The 16,098-nt window shown below is 70.7% G+C and carries 12 protein-coding genes; 3 read left to right on the forward strand and 9 right to left on the reverse strand.

The window, feature by feature from the left end:
• Positions 1-142 precede the first annotated feature (142 nt).
• Entirely contained in the window at positions 143-505 is a 363-nt protein-coding gene (locus OOK07_RS04440) for a PP2C family protein-serine/threonine phosphatase (RefSeq protein WP_266795091.1), read from the forward strand.
• A gap of 20 nt (positions 506-525) precedes the next feature.
• Here the strand turns inward: OOK07_RS04440 and OOK07_RS04445 are convergent, their stop codons facing one another.
• The 5 genes from OOK07_RS04445 to OOK07_RS04465 all read right to left on the reverse strand — a co-directional run bounded on the left by OOK07_RS04445 (position 526) and on the right by OOK07_RS04465 (position 8,163).
• Complete coding sequence (locus OOK07_RS04445; RefSeq protein WP_266795093.1) at positions 526-1,686, reverse strand: substrate-binding domain-containing protein; 1,161 nt, start codon at positions 1,684-1,686, stop codon at positions 526-528.
• A gap of 56 nt (positions 1,687-1,742) precedes the next feature.
• Positions 1,743-2,849, reverse strand: coding sequence for an ABC transporter permease (locus tag OOK07_RS04450; protein WP_266677125.1), 1,107 nt, complete (start codon positions 2,847-2,849; stop codon positions 1,743-1,745).
• Positions 2,846-4,393 (reverse strand): sugar ABC transporter ATP-binding protein, encoded by a 1,548-nt coding sequence (locus tag OOK07_RS04455; protein ID WP_266795095.1) that lies wholly within the window; start codon positions 4,391-4,393, stop codon positions 2,846-2,848. Before OOK07_RS04455 ends, OOK07_RS04450 begins: the two co-directional genes overlap by 4 nt.
• 136 nt (positions 4,394-4,529) lie before the next feature.
• Positions 4,530-7,406, reverse strand: coding sequence for a SpoIIE family protein phosphatase (locus OOK07_RS04460; RefSeq protein WP_266677129.1), 2,877 nt, complete (start codon positions 7,404-7,406; stop codon positions 4,530-4,532).
• Between the two features lie 328 nt (positions 7,407-7,734).
• Positions 7,735-8,163 carry a secondary thiamine-phosphate synthase enzyme YjbQ gene (locus OOK07_RS04465; protein WP_266795098.1) on the reverse strand — a complete coding sequence of 143 codons (429 nt, stop codon included), beginning with the start codon at positions 8,161-8,163 and terminating at the stop codon, positions 7,735-7,737.
• Between the two features lie 205 nt (positions 8,164-8,368).
• Here OOK07_RS04465 and OOK07_RS04470 point away from each other — a divergent pair, with 205 nt between their 5' ends.
• Complete coding sequence (locus OOK07_RS04470; RefSeq protein WP_266795100.1) at positions 8,369-9,454, forward strand: NAD(P)-binding domain-containing protein; 1,086 nt, start codon at positions 8,369-8,371, stop codon at positions 9,452-9,454.
• Between the two features lie 94 nt (positions 9,455-9,548).
• Here OOK07_RS04470 and mltG read toward each other — a convergent pair whose 3' ends face one another.
• Both mltG and OOK07_RS04480 read right to left on the reverse strand, forming a co-directional pair.
• Positions 9,549-10,394 carry an endolytic transglycosylase MltG gene (gene mltG / locus OOK07_RS04475; protein WP_266677135.1) on the reverse strand — a complete coding sequence of 282 codons (846 nt, stop codon included), beginning with the start codon at positions 10,392-10,394 and terminating at the stop codon, positions 9,549-9,551.
• A 43-nt stretch (positions 10,395-10,437) separates the two neighbouring features.
• Complete coding sequence (locus OOK07_RS04480; protein ID WP_266677137.1) at positions 10,438-12,246, reverse strand: ABC transporter ATP-binding protein; 1,809 nt, start codon at positions 12,244-12,246, stop codon at positions 10,438-10,440.
• A gap of 113 nt (positions 12,247-12,359) precedes the next feature.
• On the opposite strand from OOK07_RS04480, the gene OOK07_RS04485 reads away from it, so the two are divergent.
• Positions 12,360-12,812, forward strand: a complete 453-nt coding sequence (locus tag OOK07_RS04485; protein WP_266677139.1) for a MarR family winged helix-turn-helix transcriptional regulator — start codon at positions 12,360-12,362, stop codon at positions 12,810-12,812.
• A gap of 163 nt (positions 12,813-12,975) precedes the next feature.
• Here OOK07_RS04485 and OOK07_RS04490 read toward each other — a convergent pair whose 3' ends face one another.
• Together OOK07_RS04490 and OOK07_RS04495 are read right to left on the reverse strand one after the other, a co-directional pair.
• Complete coding sequence (locus OOK07_RS04490) at positions 12,976-14,319, reverse strand: cation:dicarboxylate symporter family transporter (protein ID WP_266795101.1); 1,344 nt, start codon at positions 14,317-14,319, stop codon at positions 12,976-12,978.
• A 168-nt stretch (positions 14,320-14,487) separates the two neighbouring features.
• Complete coding sequence (locus tag OOK07_RS04495) at positions 14,488-16,092, reverse strand: peptide-N4-asparagine amidase (RefSeq protein WP_266677143.1); 1,605 nt, start codon at positions 16,090-16,092, stop codon at positions 14,488-14,490.
• Positions 16,093-16,098 lie beyond the last annotated feature (6 nt).

A 16,098-nucleotide genomic window follows, 5' to 3' on the forward strand; every position in this document is an offset into this window, starting at 1 on the left:
CGCCGCCCCAACGGTGCGAGCAGGCCTGCATCCGTGGTGAGATGCGCTTCCGCTGGGGCGGCCGACTCGCTCTCCACATGGACCTCTGCCCGGTGCTCCTCGCCGGCTGCTGCTACGCCCAGTTCCGTCCGGCTCGGGGATCGTGCGCATCGTCCGCGCGGGCCATCTCCCGCCCCTGCTGAGGCTGCCCGACGGACACACCAAGATCCCGGGGGTGCCCGTCGGCCCACTGCTCGGCATCGACGCGACGGCACGCTTCCCGGAGCCTGAGCTGCGTCTCGCTCCCGGGTCGGTCCTGGCCCTCTATACGGACAGGTCGATCGAGAGGCGCGACTCGGACATCCGCTCCGACGTCGAGCGACTCCAGGGGTCGCCGGCCCTGCTTGGCGGGGGCGGCCCGGACGATCTGGCCGACGGGCTGCTGCGGGACGTCTGCCACGCTTCCCCCGACAGGGCGGACGACATCGCGCTCCTGCTCACCGAGTACGCCCCGCCACGACGTTGACCAGTCCCTGCGGCCAACTGTCACGTGCCCCAGATCTTCCGGTACGCCTCCCGGTATCCCGCCGGATCCCAGGTCGTGGCGCCGTGGCTGTTGTCGGCCGTGCTGATGTGGACAGGGGCCACATACCCGCTGGCCGGCCGGCCGGAGAAGGCGCGATTGAACTCGTCGACGATCTGCCAGCCCTGCAGGGACAGCGGCTCCGGCACGGTGGCCGCCTGGTACTCCTTGCTGTTGATGCGCTGGAAGGCGGAGGGGTCGCCGTCACCGGCGCCGATGTTGAAGGGCGGGCCGGACCCCTTCTTGCCGGCCGCGCGGAACGCCGGGGCCGCATCGGCGAAGTACAGGTCGTTGATGGCGACGGAGTGGGTCCACCTCCCCTGGAAGCGGGAGAGCAGCGAGGAGATCTCCCGGGGCGTGCGGCTGCCGGCATCCGGGATCGGGATGTTCTCGTACGCCAGCAGCTCTACGCCCGCGCAGGTGGCCAGCTCCTTCCTGATCAGGTCGGACTTGTGCTTGGCGAAGGGGATCGAGGCATCGGTGAAGACCACGGCCCCGGCTGTGCCGTCGGAGCTCGCGATGACCCACTGCGCACTGGCTCTGGCCACGTCCTCGACTTTGGTGGTGACGTTGGTGAAGAGCCTGGGGCGCCGGCTGGGGCCGGGGGAAGCGACCGCGTGCCAGCCGATGAGCGGGATGCCTGCCGCGTTCGCACGCGCCACCTGCTGCGAGGTCGAGCCCGGGTCGAAGCCTCCGATGACGATGCCCGAGGGTCTGACGTCCACGGCCTCGCTCATCGCGGCCTGGATGCCGGCGGGGGTGCCGCCACCGTCGATCACCCGGACGTGCCAGCCGATGACGCGCGCGGCTTGCCGCACGCTGTCCGCGGCGCCCGCGACTCCGGGATTGGTCATGGTCTGGGCGACGTAGACGATGGTCTTGCCGGCCACCGCGGTGGGACCGCTGGTCGGTCCGTTCCAGGGGAAGTCGGTCCGCTCCGCCCGGCTGACGGCGGCCTCGGCCCTGCTCTGGGCCGCGGGGCAGCCGCTCGGACCCGAGGTGGAGTGCGCCGGGCCGCTCGACGAGCCGCGTTCACAGCCCGCCAGCACGAAGACCGCGACCACCAGGACGGTGGCAGTGGACCGCGCGTTGCGGACGCTGGGGGTGTTGCGGTTGCGGTGCACGGAAGCTCCTTGCGGAGGATGCCGCCCGGGCACTCTGGCGGTGTCCGCGGCGTGGGTCATGGAGGGCTGCCCGGCGTGCCGTCGTCCTGTGTCACGGCGGGCGAATCGCGGGCCACGACCGCGCCGGTGCGCAGTCGGCGACGAGCGGAGTAGCCGGCCAGTCCGACGGCGAGGAGCAGGGTGCCGCCGTAGAACAACGGGACGGTCCAGAAATCGCCGCCCATCTGGGCGATGCCGGTGAGGCCGACGGCGAGGACGGCGATGGCGACGAGGGTGCCCAGGGCGTTGGGGCGCCCGGGTGTGATGGCGGTGGAGCCGAGGAGGGCCCCGACGAACGCGGGCAGCAGGTAGTCGAGGCCGACGCTGGGATTGCCGATCTGCTGCTGGGCCGCGAGCAGCACTCCGTCGAAGCCGACGATCAGTCCCGACGCGGCGAAGGCGTAGACGGTGTACTTGCGGGTCGGGATGCCGACCAGTTCGGCGGCGCGCGGGTTCGACCCGACGACGTGCAGGTACCTGCCGAGCGGCAGCCGCTCCAGAACCACCCAGAGGGCGACCGCGAGCGCGAGCACGTAAAAGGCGGGAACCGGCAGGCCGAGGAACGTCGAGGCGTAGATGTCGGTGAAGGCGGCCGGGAGGCCTTGCGGGCCGGGGACGATCCGGCTGCCGCCGGTGACCCATCCGGTCACCGCGTACATCATGCTGCCGGTTCCGAGCGTGGCGATGAACGAGTCGATCCGTCCGAATTCGACGACGACACCGTTGAGGACGCCCACGACACCCCCTCCGGCGATCACCGTGAGGCAGGCGAGCGGCCAGGGCCACCCGTCGCCCACGATGAGCTGCATCACCATGACGTGCGCCAGGCCGAGACCGTAGCCGATGGAGAGGTCGAACGCGCCGGTCACGATGGGGACCATCGCGGCGAGTGCGAGGACGGCCGGGATCGACTGGTTGGACAGGATCGAGTCGACGGTGTCCCGGGTGGGAAACGTACGCGGCAGGGTGAGGGAGAAGACCAGGAAGAGCAGGGCGGTGAGGGTCAGGAGGCCGTAGGCGCCGATGAGTTGCCCGCCACGGCCGTGCAGTCGGGTGAGTCGCCTCGGTGGGCCCGAGCGACGCGGTCGTGGCGGGGGCGCAGCCGGAGTCGGGGAGCCGGTCACGTATTCGCCGCGGTTCCGGAGGAGGGCAGGGCCGACGCCGCCCGCGTGAGCTCGGTGACCGTGAGGGCCGGGCCGGTCAGCTCGGTCGTCACGGATCCGCGGACGAAGACCAGGGCGCGCCGGCACACGCCCGCGACCTCCTCGAAGTCGCTGGAGATGAGGAGGACCGCGAGGCCGGCGGCGAGCGCCTCGTCGAGCAGGCGGTGGATCGCGGCTTTGGCACCGATGTCCACGCTCGCCGTCGGTTCCTCGAGGATCAGCAGGCGCAGGGCCGGCCGCAGCCACCGGCCGATCATGACCTTCTGCTGGTTCCCCCCGGACAGGGTGGCGATGGCGGCCTCGCTGTCGTGGGGACGCACCGAGAACCGTTCGATCAGGGTGCCGGCCTCGGCGCGTTCGCGGCGGGGGCTGATCCAGCACAGTGCCGACATGCCTCCCGCCCGGGGATTGGCCAGGAGGTTCTCCCGTACGGTCAGCTCGGCGAGGCAACCCTCCCGCTGTCGGTCACCTGGTACGAGGGCGACACCCCGTCCGACGGCGTCCGCGACCGTACGGGGATGGTACGGGCGACCGCCGAGAAGGACCCGTCCGCCGAGGAGGGGACGGGCGCCCGCGAGGGCTCGGGCGAGGCCGATGTGTCCGGCGCCCGTGAGGCCGACCAGGCCGAGGACTTCCCCCTGCCTGAGCTCCAGACTGACCGGTCCCGCGTCGGAGGTGCGCACTCCGTCCAGGGTCAGGATGGCCGGGCCGCCGGCCGGGGTGGTGGCGGGGCGGTGATCGGTCGGCCCCTCGCCGGTGATGGCGCGCACCAGGCGGGCAGGAGTGTGGCTCTCCGGCGAGCCGTGGCTGACCAGGCGTCCGTCGCGCAGCACGGCGAAGGTGTCGGCGACCTCGTACACCTCGTCCAGGCGATGGGTGACGTAGAGGATGCCGTGCCCCCGGTCACGCAGGGTGTGCAGCACCTGGAACAGCCGGGTGCAGTCCGCGGCGGGCAGGCGGGCGGTCGGCTCGTCGAGGACGATGAGTCTCGCCCGTGCCGCCAGGGCTCGTGCGACGGCGACAAGCGAACGCTCAGCCGGGGCGAGGTGGGAGATCGGCGTGTCGGGGTCGAGATGTCCGGCGACGACCCGCAGGGCCTCGGTGCAGTGTTCTCGGGTGAGCCGCCAGGAGATCAGTCCGGCGCGGCGCGGATACCCGGTGCTCAGAGCGATGTTCTCGGCTACCGTCATCCACTCCACCAGGCCGAGATCCTGATGGATGAAGGACATGTGCCGGGAAGCGGCGTGACTCCCGAGCGGTTGCCCGGCCACGGTGACATGCCCCGAGTCGGCGTGGTGGACGCCGGCGAGCACCTTGATGAGCGTGGACTTCCCGGCTCCGTTGGGACCGAGGAGGGCGAGGACGCTGCCGGCGTGGACATCGAGGTCGACCCCGGCGAGCGCGAGGGTTCCCCCGAAGCGCTTGACAAGTCCGCGGACACGGACCAGAGGTTCCGCCCCGAAGGGCGGGACCGCATGCGCGGAGGTGTCGTGAGCCTCGTGCACGAACCTCTCCGGGGTTGGACCTGTCGGGTTCTTCCCGATGCACATCAGTGACATTAGCGGCACATGTAGCATATTTTCGGACATCCGGCCGCTCTCTGTGACCCCAACGGAGCAGAGAATCGCCGGGGTCGGCGCCTCAGGGCCCCCCGAGCCCGCATTCGGCCCAGATGACCTTGCCCTGCTGGGTGTAGCGCGTGCCCCAGCTCTGCGTCAGCTGCGCGACGAGGAACAGGCCGCGGCCGCCCTCGTCGGTACCGGCCGCTCGGCGCAGGCGCGGGGCGGTGTTGCTGGTGTCGGAGACCTCGCAGATCAGGGTGCGGTCGTGGAGCAGCCGTACCCGGATGGGCCCTGCGCCGTGGCGGATGGCGTTCGTGACCAGCTCGCTGAGCACCAGTTCGACGGCGAACGCGGCCTCGTCGAGTCCCCAGTCGGTCAGTTGCCGGGTGGCGGAGGCGCGCACCTCGCTGACCAGGGCCGGATCCGCGGGCAGATCCCAGGTGGCGATCCGCCGGGGATCCAGGGCACGGGTGCGGGCGACGAGCAGGGCGATGTCGTCGCAGGGGTGGGCCGGGGCCACCGTGTCGAGTACCGCCTCGCAGGTCTCGTCGGGCGTGCCGTTCGCTTGGGCCAGCGTGGCGCGCAGCTGATCGAGGACCACGTCGACGTCGCGGTGACGGTCCTCGATGAGCCCGTCGGTGTAGAGAACCACCTGGCTGTTCTCAGGGAGGTCGAGCTCGGCGGCTTCGAACGGCAGACCGCCGAGGCCGAGCGGGGGTCCGGCGGGCAGGTCGGGGAACCACACGGTGCCGTCGGGGCGGACCAGAGCGGGCGGGGGATGCCCGGCGCGGGCCATGGTGCACTGCTGTGTCGTCGGGTCGTAGATGGCGTAGAGACAGGTCGCGCCGATGATGCCTGCGTCCACGGCGCCGGGGTCCTCCCGGTCCAGGCGTCCCACGAGTTTGTCGAGGTGGGTGAGGACCTCGTCCGGGGGGAAGTCGAGTTCGGCGAAACTGCGGGCGGCCGTGCGCAGCCGCCCCATGGTGGCGGCGGAGAGCATGCCGTGGCCGACGACGTCGCCGACGAAGAGCCCGATGCGGCTGCCGGACAGGGGTATGACGTCGTACCAGTCCCCTCCCACGTCGGATTCGGCGGGCAGGTAGCGATGGGCGACCTCGACGGCGTCCTGGTCCGGCACACCGTGCGGGAGCAGGCTGCGCTGCAGAGCCAGGACCATGGCGCGTTCGCGCGTGTAGCGCCGGGCGTTGTCGATGGACAGTGCGGCACGGGCGGCCAGTTCCTGGGCCAGCGACCGGTCGTCGTCCCCGAACGGTGGCGAGTCCTGCGCGCGGTAGAAGCCGACCACGCCCAGGACTGCGCCGCGGGCGACCAGGGGTACCGCGATGAGGGAGTGGACGTGGCTCAGCAGCTGTGCGGAGTGCTCAGGGTCCTGCGCGAACCAGCCCGCGGCAGCCTTCAGGTCCGGTTCCAGCACTGCCCGGCCGCTTGTCAGACACCGCGACTGCGGCATCGCCGGACCGTAGTCGACCCGCTTGCCGGCCGGGTGGAAGGGGCAGTCGTCATAGATGCCGTGGACCACCGTACGTCGCAGGTCACTGCGGGGATCGGCGGACTCCTCGCCGCGGAGCACGGCCTCCGGCAGGTCGACGGTGACGAAGTCGGCCAGTTGCGGCACCGCCGACTCGGCGAGCTCCCGGGCAGTACTGCGCACATCCAGGGTGGTGCCTATGCGGACGCCGGCCTCGGACAACAGTTCCAGGCGGCGGCGCGCGGCCAGGGCGTAGGTCCCCACGTGCGGCTCCCCCACCATCATGAGCCCTCTCGCCGGGGGCGGGGAGTCGGAGTGCTCGTCCGTCGTGCCGTCGGCGGCCGAGACAGGCTCGACGCCCACGGCGACAGGACCGTGCTCCGTGCCGGGAAGGTGCTCCGACGGTGGGGTGACGCGGAGCTGCCCGGGCGCCACGTCGAAAACGGCCCCGGAGAACGTGAGGGAGGTGGCGACGGCAAGCTCGGCAGGGAGGCCCGGCGGCTCGTGGACCTGATGCGGGAAGGCGAGGGGCTCGCGCGGTGAGGGGCCGGGGACAACGGCCTCGATGGCGAAGCCCTCCACTCCGGAGGCACTCGTCATCGGCCGGCTCACGAGCGTGACCCGACGGCCGTCGGACAGGGGAACGTCGACACAGGCCCGCTGCGCGCAGGCGATCAGCCCGGCGGCCTTCTCCATGAGGATCGCCCGGTCGCGGGGGCTCATCTCCACGGCCAGTTCCCGCACCCCTGTGCGGTGCCGAAAACCTGCGGCGGCCTCGGCTCCGCTGTCCAGGTACGCCCGCAGCAGAGCGCGCTCACGCGAGGAACTCTGCCCCAGCAGCCGCCGCTCGATGGCCTCGGCCGCCTTGCGTATCACGGTGTCCAGCGCCGGGTCCTCGGCGCTGCGTGGATAGCCGAAGCACAGGACGCCCTCGATGCGGCCGCTGAGCGGGTCGCGGACGGGGAGCGCGCGGCAGGCACTGCCCTGGGAGCGCTCGGCGAAGTGCTCGGCACCGTAGACCCGGATGGGTTGGCGCTCGGCCAGGGCGAGACCGATGCCGTTGGTGCCTGCGACCTTCTCGGCGAACACGAACCCGGGGACACTCTGGATGGCCGGGAGAATTCTGGCCAGCGACGCTTCTCCGAAGCGCCGCAGGAGAACCGTCCCGCTCGCATCGGCGACGGAGATGTTCATCGCGCTGCCGGCGAACGTGGCCTGCAGCCGGTCGAGCACCGGAGCGGCCGCGCGGACGATCCGTCCTTCCGGTTCGAAGTCCTCCCGGAAGGGAAGGTCGGACTGGTCCGCCGACAGCCCCAGGGTCCGGCAGCGCCGCCAGGAATCCAGGATCGACGTGCGCACACCCGTCTCCACCTGCTCACCCTGCAGGAACCGCTCACGGAAACTGGCGGGCCCCGTGCCGCCTGGCGCACGCCCCGTCAGTATCGGATCTTCGCCGGCCCCAACCACGCTCCGCCTCACTCGCGCCTTCGACAGTCAACCCTTCCAAATGTCTGATATGGACGAGGATACGGGTATTGGAGGCGCGAGTCACCGTCCACAAGGCCCCTCACACAGGGTGACCGGACCGGATCGGTGTCACAGGACCGCGACCGGGGAGGTTGTCCAGCAGTGGCATCCCCATCGCAGCCACAGCCAGGGCGTGGACCGGCGAGTGCACGCTGTCCACTGCTGTGGCGCGTCCGGATCGGCAGCGCATCCCTGGGCGCTTGTTGTCCAGGGTTAAGGCTGGGCTCCGGTACGGAGGAAATGAGTCGCCCGGAGACCGAGGCTGCAGTCAGGAGCCCGCAAGAAACGAGAAACGCACCTTCCGCTCCGCATTGTCCCTGTTCGTATCCACCAGACAGACCGACTGCCAGGTCCCCAACTCCAGCCTCCCGTCCAGCACCGGCAGCGTCGCATGGGGCGGGACGAAGGCCGGGAGGACGTGGTCGCGGCCGTGGCCGGGACTGCCGTGGCGGTGTTGCCAGCGGTCGTCCGCGGGGAGGAGCGAGTGGAGCGCGGCGAGCAGGTCGTCGTCACTGCCGGAGCCCGTTTCGATGATCGCGATTCCGGCGGTGGCGTGGGGGACGAAGACATTGAGGAGGCCGTCACGGCCGGCGGCCGCCTCCCGCAGGAAGGCCTCGCAGTCACGGGTCAGGTCGATGACCCTCTCCGTGGAGCCGGTGGCGACGTTCAGCACTCGGGTGGTGAAGGCATCTGGCATGCCCCCATCCTGGCCCATGGCCCGGGCTTCGCAGCTCGACGCCGCCTCACCTGCCGATACGAGTGGTCCGCTTGACGACACGCCACGGACCGCGCATCGACGGCCTGGCCACTCTCGCCGTCCTCGGCATCGTCCGGCTCGCCCCCGTCCTCGCCCTGGTCTTCGCCTCGGGAAGATCCACGACCTGGACGCGGTTAGTAGAAACGTGAACAACCTGGTCGAGGTCGAGGTAGTCGTCATAGGCGCTGGTCAGGCGGGCCTGTCCAGCGCCTACCACCTGAGGCGCACCGGCTTCGAGCCGGAGCGTGACTTCGTGGTGCTCGACCACTCCCCCGGTCCGGGCGGCGCGTGGCAGTTCCGATGGCCGTCACTGACGTACGGCAAGGTGCACGGCATGCACGCGCTGCCCGGTATGGAGCTGACGGACGCAGATCCCGCGCGGCCGTCGTCCGCGGTGATCGCCGAGTACTTCGCCAGGTACGAGCGCACCTTCGGCCTCCGGGTACGGCGGCCCGCCGATGTCCTTGCCGTGCGGGAGGGCGGGGGCGGCCGACTGCTGGTCGAGACCTCGGACGGGGCCTGGTCGACGCGCGCGCTGATCAACTCGACCGGCACCTGGGACCGGCCCTTCTGGCCGCGCCATCCCGGCCAGGAGACCTTCCGTGGGCGGCAGTTGCACACGGCCGGGTACCCCGGGCCCGAGGAGTTCGCCGGGCGGCGGGTGGTCGTGGTGGGCGGGGGCGCCTCCGGTACGCAGCATCTGCTGGAGATCGCCCCGAACACCGCTGCCACCACCTGGGTGACCAGGCGGCCGCCGGTCTTCCGCGAGGGCCCGTTCACCGAGGATGCGGGCCGGTCGGCCGTGGCACTGGTCGAGGAGCGGGTGCGGCAGGGGCTGCCCCCGAAGAGCGTCGTCTCCGTCACCGGCCTGCCGCTCAACGACGCGATCCGGCAGGGCATCGCGGACGGCATCCTCGACCGCCGGCCCATGTTCGAACGGATCACGCCCCAAGGGGTGGAGTGGGCCGACGGGCAGCGTGTCGACGCCGACGTCATCCTGTGGGCCACCGGCTTCCGGCCCGCCATCGACCACCTGCGTCCGCTGCGGCTGCGGCAGCCCGGCGGCGGCATCCGCGTCGAGGGCACCCGCGCGGTCGCCGATCCCCGGATCCATCTCGTCGGCTACGGACCGTCGGCGAGCACGATCGGCGCCAACCGGGCGGGCCGAGCCGCCGTACGAGACATCCGGCACCTGCTGGCCGCTGAGACGACGCAGCCCATCGCCGCCTGACCCCCGGCCCGGCAGCCGTTTCGTCGCCTGGTTGCCGGCCGGCGGCTCCGCACCGGCTGACGTCCGGCCCGAGCCCTACGGCGCCACCGGCAGGCTACTTCGCGGGCTTCGTGCCGTTGGTCTTCTGGTGGGTGTTGAACTCGGCGACGTTGCGCTGGTGTTCCTGGTAGTCGGCGGTGAAGCGGGTGTCGCCCGGCTTGACCGTGACGAAGTAGAGCCAGTCGCCCGGGGTGGGGCTGATCGCGGCGCGCATCGCCTCTTCGCCCGGGTTGTCGATCGGCGTCGGCGGCAGGCCCATGCGCTGGTACGAGTTGTAGGGGCTGTCGAGCTTCGTGTCGTCGGCGCTCGTCTTCAGCGTGGCGCGCTTCAGCACGTAGTTGAGGGTGGAGTCCATCTGCAGCGGCATCCCGCGTTCCAGCCGGTTGAAGACGACCCGTGCCACCTTGCCCATGTCCGCCTTCGAGGCGGCCTCGGCCTGCACGATGCTGGCGATGGTGACCGCCTGATAGACGTTCATCGCGTTGCGCTGCGCGCCGGCCGCGACCGGGGCACGGTTGAACTTCTTGTTGGCGGTGTCGACCATGAACGACAGCACCGACTCGGGCGTCGCCTTCTCGCGGAGCGGATACGTCGCCGGGAAGAGATAGCCCTCGGGGTTGCCCTCCGCGTCCTTCGGCAGCTTCAGCCGGGCCTTCGCGAGCGCCTTCCTGGTGCTGCCCGCCGGCAGGGTGAGCCTCTTGTCGACGGCGGCGTAGACCTGGCTCGCGCGCCAGCCCTCCGGGATGACCAGGGAGATGTGCCTGGCATCCCGGCCGCGTTCCAGCGTCACCAGTGGCACCGCCACGGCGGTGCCGGCCACAACGGCTCCGGTCGCGATGAGGACGAGTCGGCCCCGCCGCGTCAGTCGAATCGTGCTCCGTGGCGGAGTGTTCTTCTGCATGCGGGCACGGTAACCCGCATACCGTCACAAACCCGGCATATGTTCAGCTCGTCGGCTCCAGTTGGGCATCCCGGCGTACGAGGGCCGCGTACCGCCCGTCCCGCTCCAGCAGTTCCTCGTGCGTGCCCCGTTCGGCGACGCTCCCGGAGTCGAGGACCACGATCTGATCGGCCCCGCGGATGGTGGACAGTCGGTGGGCGATGGTGAGCGTGGTGCGGTTGGCCGAGAGGGCGTCGATGGCGTCCTGGACGGCGGCCTCGGTGCGGTTGTCCAGGGCGCTGGTCGCCTCGTCGAGGATCAGGACCGGCGGGTCGCGCAGGATGGTGCGCGCGATGGCCAGGCGCTGCTTCTCGCCACCGGAGAACCGGTGACCGCGCTCGCCGACGACCGTGTCGTAGCCGTCGGGCAGTGACGCGATGTGCTCGTGGATCTGCGCCGCCCTCGCCGCTGTCTCAAGCTCCTCGTCGGTGGCGTCCGGCTTGGCGAAGCGCAGGTTCTCGGCGACCGAGGCGTGGAAGAGGTACGTCTCCTGGGAGACGACGCCGACCGCGCGCGCGAGGGTGTCGAAGTCGAGGTCGCGGACGTCGACCCCGTCGAGGGTGACGCGGCCGTCGGTGACGTCGTACAGGCGCGGGACGAGATAGCCGAGCGTCGACTTTCCGGCACCGGTCGGGCCGACGACCGCGAGGCTGCTGCCCGCGGGGACGTCGATGCGTATGCCGTCGAGGATCGGCCCGCCCTTGTCGTCGTAGCGGAACTCGACGTCCTCGAAACGGACTTCACCCTTGATCCGGTCGAGATGGACCGGGTCCTCCCGCTCGGTGATGTCGATCGGCAGGTCGAGGTATTCGAAGATGCGCTGGAAGAGCGCGAGCGAGGTCTGGATCTGGACGCCGGTCGACAGGAGGCTCACGGCCGGGCGGAACAGGCCCTGCTGGAGCGAGACGAAGGCGACGATCGTGCCGATGGAGACGTCGGGGCCGCCCATCTGGAGGGCGATGCCCGCGGTCCAGTAGATGACGGCCGGCATGGCGGCCATGACGATCGTGATGACGGCCATGCGCCAGCGCCCGGCCATGTTCGACCTGACTTCGAGGTCGACCAGGCCCTCGGACTCCTCGGCGAAGGACTTCGTGAGCGAGTCGGAGCGGCCCATGGTGCGGCCGAGCAGGATGCCGCTGACGGAGAGCGACTCGGTGACCGTGGCGGCCATCTCGGCCATCTGCTTCTGACGCTGGGTGGTGATCTTCTTGCGTTCGCTGCCGACGCGGCGGCTGATCCACACGAAGACCGGGAGCAGGACCAGCGAGACGACGGTCAGACGCCAGTCGAGGGCCACCATCGCGACGATCGTGGCCACCACGCTGGTCAGATTGGAGACCAGGGAGGTGGCGGTGGAGGTGACGGTGGCCTGCATACCGCCGATGTCGTTGGCGATGCGGGACTGGACCTCGCCGGTGCGGGTGCGGGTGAAGAACGCGAGCGACATGCGCTGCAGTCGCCCGTAGACGGCGGTGCGCAGGTCGTGCATGACGCGCTGGCCGACGGTCGTCGATATCAGGGTCTGCAGGACACCGAAGATGCTGCTCAGGACGGCGCTGAGGATCATGCCGAGCGCGAGCAGGCTGAGCAGCCCGGTCCGGCCCTGGGGGATCGCGGTGTCGAGGGTCGCCTTCAGCAGGAAGGGCGTGGCGACGGAGACCAGGGACGAGGCACCGACCAGCAGGCCGACGACGGCGAGGCGGGCGCGGTAGGGGCGGAAGAGTCCGAGGATGCGGCGCACCTGCCGGGGCTGCTCCTTGGAGTCGGAGTCGGCAGGTGGATTCCATCCGGGATCACGGTCGGGATGCATGGGCTCCTACGGGGTGGGACGACGAATGGCCGGCGCGGTGCGGCGTCGACTGACGGACCTTAGCTCATTGTTACCTATGCTCACAATGAAATGGGTCCTGATATTGTTCCCGCATGACCACCCCCGATGCCGACAGCCTGCTCTCCGAGCAGTTGCTGCGGCTCACGCGGCGCGTGCACCGGATCCAGAAGCGCCACATCGAACAGGCCGGCCTGGGCGTCACCCCGGCCCAGTCCCGGCTGCTGCGCACACTGGCGCACTACGGCTCTCCGCCGCGCATGGCGGATCTCGCCGAGCGCCTGGAGGTGGTCCCACGGGCCGTGACCTCACTGGTGGACGGGCTGGAGGCGAGCGGCAAGGTGCGCCGGGTGCCCGATCCGACCAACCGCCGGGTGATCCGGATCGAGCTCACGGACGACGGACACAAGGCGCTGAGCGAGCTGCGGGGCGCGCGACGGTCGGCCGCCGTGGAGATCCTGGCGCCGCTGACGGACGAGCAGCGCGAGGTGCTGGGCGGGTTGCTGGACACGCTGGTGGACGTGGCGCCTGAGCGGCGCTGCGGGTAGCGGGCGGCACGAACGCGGGCGGCTGCGGGCGAGTGGGGGTTGTCCGTCGCGCAGTTCCCCGCGCCCCTTTGGATCGGACCACTGGCCCGACTCAAGGGGCGCGGGGAACTGCGCGATCAGCCCCACACGACCCGCAGCCGCCCGCGAACGCGCAAGCCCCGAGCTACTGGGCGACCGGAACCGCCTCTTCCTCTTCCGCCGGTTCCTCCTCGGCGACGGTCTCCCCGCCGAGCACCTTCTTCGCCCGCTCCAGGTCCAGCGCGCCCTCCCAGCGGGACACCGCGAACACCGCGACACAGTTGCCGAGCAGGTTCGTCACGACGCGCATCGAGTCCATGATGCGGTCCACGCCCAGCAGCAGGGCGACGGCGCCGGCCGGGATGGCTCCCAGCGAGGAGGCGGTCGCGGACAGGGCGAGGAAGGCCGAACCGGGGACGCCCGCCATGCCCTTGCTGGTCAGCATCAGCACCAGCACCACGGTGATCTGCTGGCCCAGGCCGAGGTCCACTCCGACGGCCTGCGCGATGAACAGCGTGCCGATGGAGAGGTAGAGCGAGGCGCCGTCGAGGTTGAAGGAGTAGCCGGTGGGCAGCACCAGACCCACGGCGTCGTCACGGGCTCCGGCCTTGCGCAGCTTCTGCATCACGCGCGGCATCACGGACTCGGTGGACGCCGTGCCGAGCGCGAGGAGCATCTCCTCGCGGATGTAGCGCAGGAACTTCCAGAGGCTGAGCCCGGTGACGATCCGCAGGGCGACGGCGAGCAGCGCGATGAAAAGCGCGGCGGCGACGTAGCACAGGACGATCAGCTTGGCGTAGGTCTCGATCACGCCGAGCCCGTACTGGCCGATCAGGACGGCCATCGCACCGAACACCGCGATCGGGGCCAGCCGCATGACGAAGCCGACGATCGCGAAGATGATCTCCTGGGCCTGCTCGACGGCGGGCAGGACCTGCGGCACCTTGGTGTGGCCGAGGTGCAGCAGCGCGGCACCCACCAGGCAGGCCAGGATGAGCACTTGGAGCAGGGAGTTCTCGGCGAAGGCGCCGATGAAACTGGTGGGCAGCGCGTTGACGACGAACTCGGTCGTCGAGGGCAGCGAGCCGCCGCCCGTCTTCGCGTCGACCGCCTTGGTGCTCAGCATGGACGGGTCGACATGCATGCCCGAGCCGGGCTGAAAGACGTTGGCGGCGACCAGACCGATGATCAGCGCCGCCGTGCTCGCGACCTCGAACCAGAGCAGGGCCTTGAGCCCGATCCGGCCGAACGCCTTCAGGTCGCCGGCCTTGGCGATGCCGACGACGACCACGCAGAACACCAGCGGCGAGATGACCGTCTTGATGAGGCGGGTGAAGCCGTCGCCGAGCGGCTGCAGATCCGTGGCCACGTCGGGCCACAGCTTTCCGAAAGCGATGCCGAGCACCAGCGCGCAGGCGACCTGCGCGAAGAGTGAGGTACGCAGTATGCGTGCGACGCGTCGCGGGAGGGACGGTACGGGCGGCGGCACGGGCACTCCTAGAGGGGGACGTCACCACACAGAAGCCGGGGGGACTTCTGCGATACGGAAAGCGGCTTCCGTGACGATCACTCTCAGGGCGTTCTTGATCCCGTCGAAGACTTCCGCGTTACGGCTTTGTAAAACCCGCCCCGCGTGACGCATCGCACACAACTGGCCTCAGCAGCGGTCGCGTTCCTCCGTGAGCACCCCCTGGACGCTGGTCAGGGAGCGGTCGTAGCAGCCCGCCGAGCCGTACAGCCGGTACCGCTCGCTCGTCGTGCCGACGGCGTGCCGCTGGTCTCGTGGCACATCGGTCGTGTACGTGGCATCGCCGGTGACGGTGTCGTCGAGCCGCGACCAGCCCGTCCGCCGGCCGCCGCGCGTTTCGACGACGGCGGCCCGGTCGCCGAGGGTCAGCACCGTGCGCAGCCGGGTGTCGTCGCCGATCGTGGTCGCGCCGTTCATGGTGTACGTCCGGTGCGTGTGCGTCGTACGGGCCGGGCCGCGCCCGCCGACGGTGACCGTCTCGTCGTCGGTCCAGGTGGCGTCGAGACCGTCGGTGTTCTCGCCGTCGGTCCACCGGTGGGCGGAGGTGTTGGCGAGGGTGCGGCCGACGGTGGTGGTCACGCGCCCGTGCGAGGTGTCGACGTATCCGGAGACGGTCAGCCGGTGACCGGCCTTCGTGTCCACCCGCTCCGGCGAACCGGCCGTATACGTGGAGGAGTTCGTGAGGTCGCCCGCCCGGTCCTCGGTGAGCTTTCCGGACACGTGCGCCCGCCCGGCGTCCTGCCACACGAGCACGTTGACCGGCGCGCTCCAGCCGCTCTGCCCCTCGGGCACGCCCACGACCGAGACGTCGACCTTGTGCGGACGGCCGTCATCAAGGAGCCCCGCGAAGGGAGTCAGGTCGTATTCGATCGGCTTGACATCGAAGGCGCGCGGGCCCGGAACCACGTACCAGAGGAAGGGGTTGGACCATCCCCCGGTCCACACGTGCGGGAACGGCGCGGCGATTCCGGCCAGTTGGCCGTCGACCTTGATCTGCACCTCACGGTACGGGCCGCCGTCGGCCTGGCAGGAGTAGGGCGCGGAGTGGGGCACCGCCAGGTACCAGAACTCCTCGCAGCCGCCGCCCGATCCGGTGGCGTAGACCTCGGCGAGGACGCGTTCGCTGTTGCGCGGGGTGGTGAGGGTGCCGCCGTCCGAGAGGGTGAGGACCCGGTCCGGGGTCGCGGCGGCCTGCTTGCCCGCCCTTGCCGGGTAGAAAGTGAGCGTGACCTTGACGTCGATCACGCCGGTGTACGTGTCGTCGACGACGTTCCCGATGAGCATCTCGACGTCCTGGCTGCTGCGGAACGTGTCGCTGTAGCGCGTAACGTCCTTCTCGACGGACCACCCGATGCCGTCGGGCGAGGGCTCGGGGGAGGACGTACGGAGGATCTCGACCCCGCCGACGTGCAGATAGCCGAGCCGGTCGAACTGCCGCCCCTGGACCTTGCCGTCGAGACGCAGCACCACCCTGCTCCAGCGGTCGCCGCACCCTCCGGGCGGGGAGTAAGCGCCCTTGTACGGCGTGAAGTCCCGGAACCGGACCTCGGCCAGCGTGACTCGGCAGGACTTTCCGGAGGGCTTGCCGACCGGCGGGGCCGCGGTCACCGGGTCGTGCCAGTCGGTGCCGAACTCGGCGGGGACGTCGGCGGACTGGGCCGGAGCCGCCCCCAGGAGGGTGCTCGCAAGGAGGGTCGCTCCGGCGAGCATGGACATGATGATCCGTCTCTTCATGGCCGG

Origin of the sequence: Streptomyces sp. NBC_00078 (assembly GCF_026343335.1) — a bacterium.
Classification (GTDB): domain Bacteria; phylum Actinomycetota; class Actinomycetes; order Streptomycetales; family Streptomycetaceae; genus Streptomyces.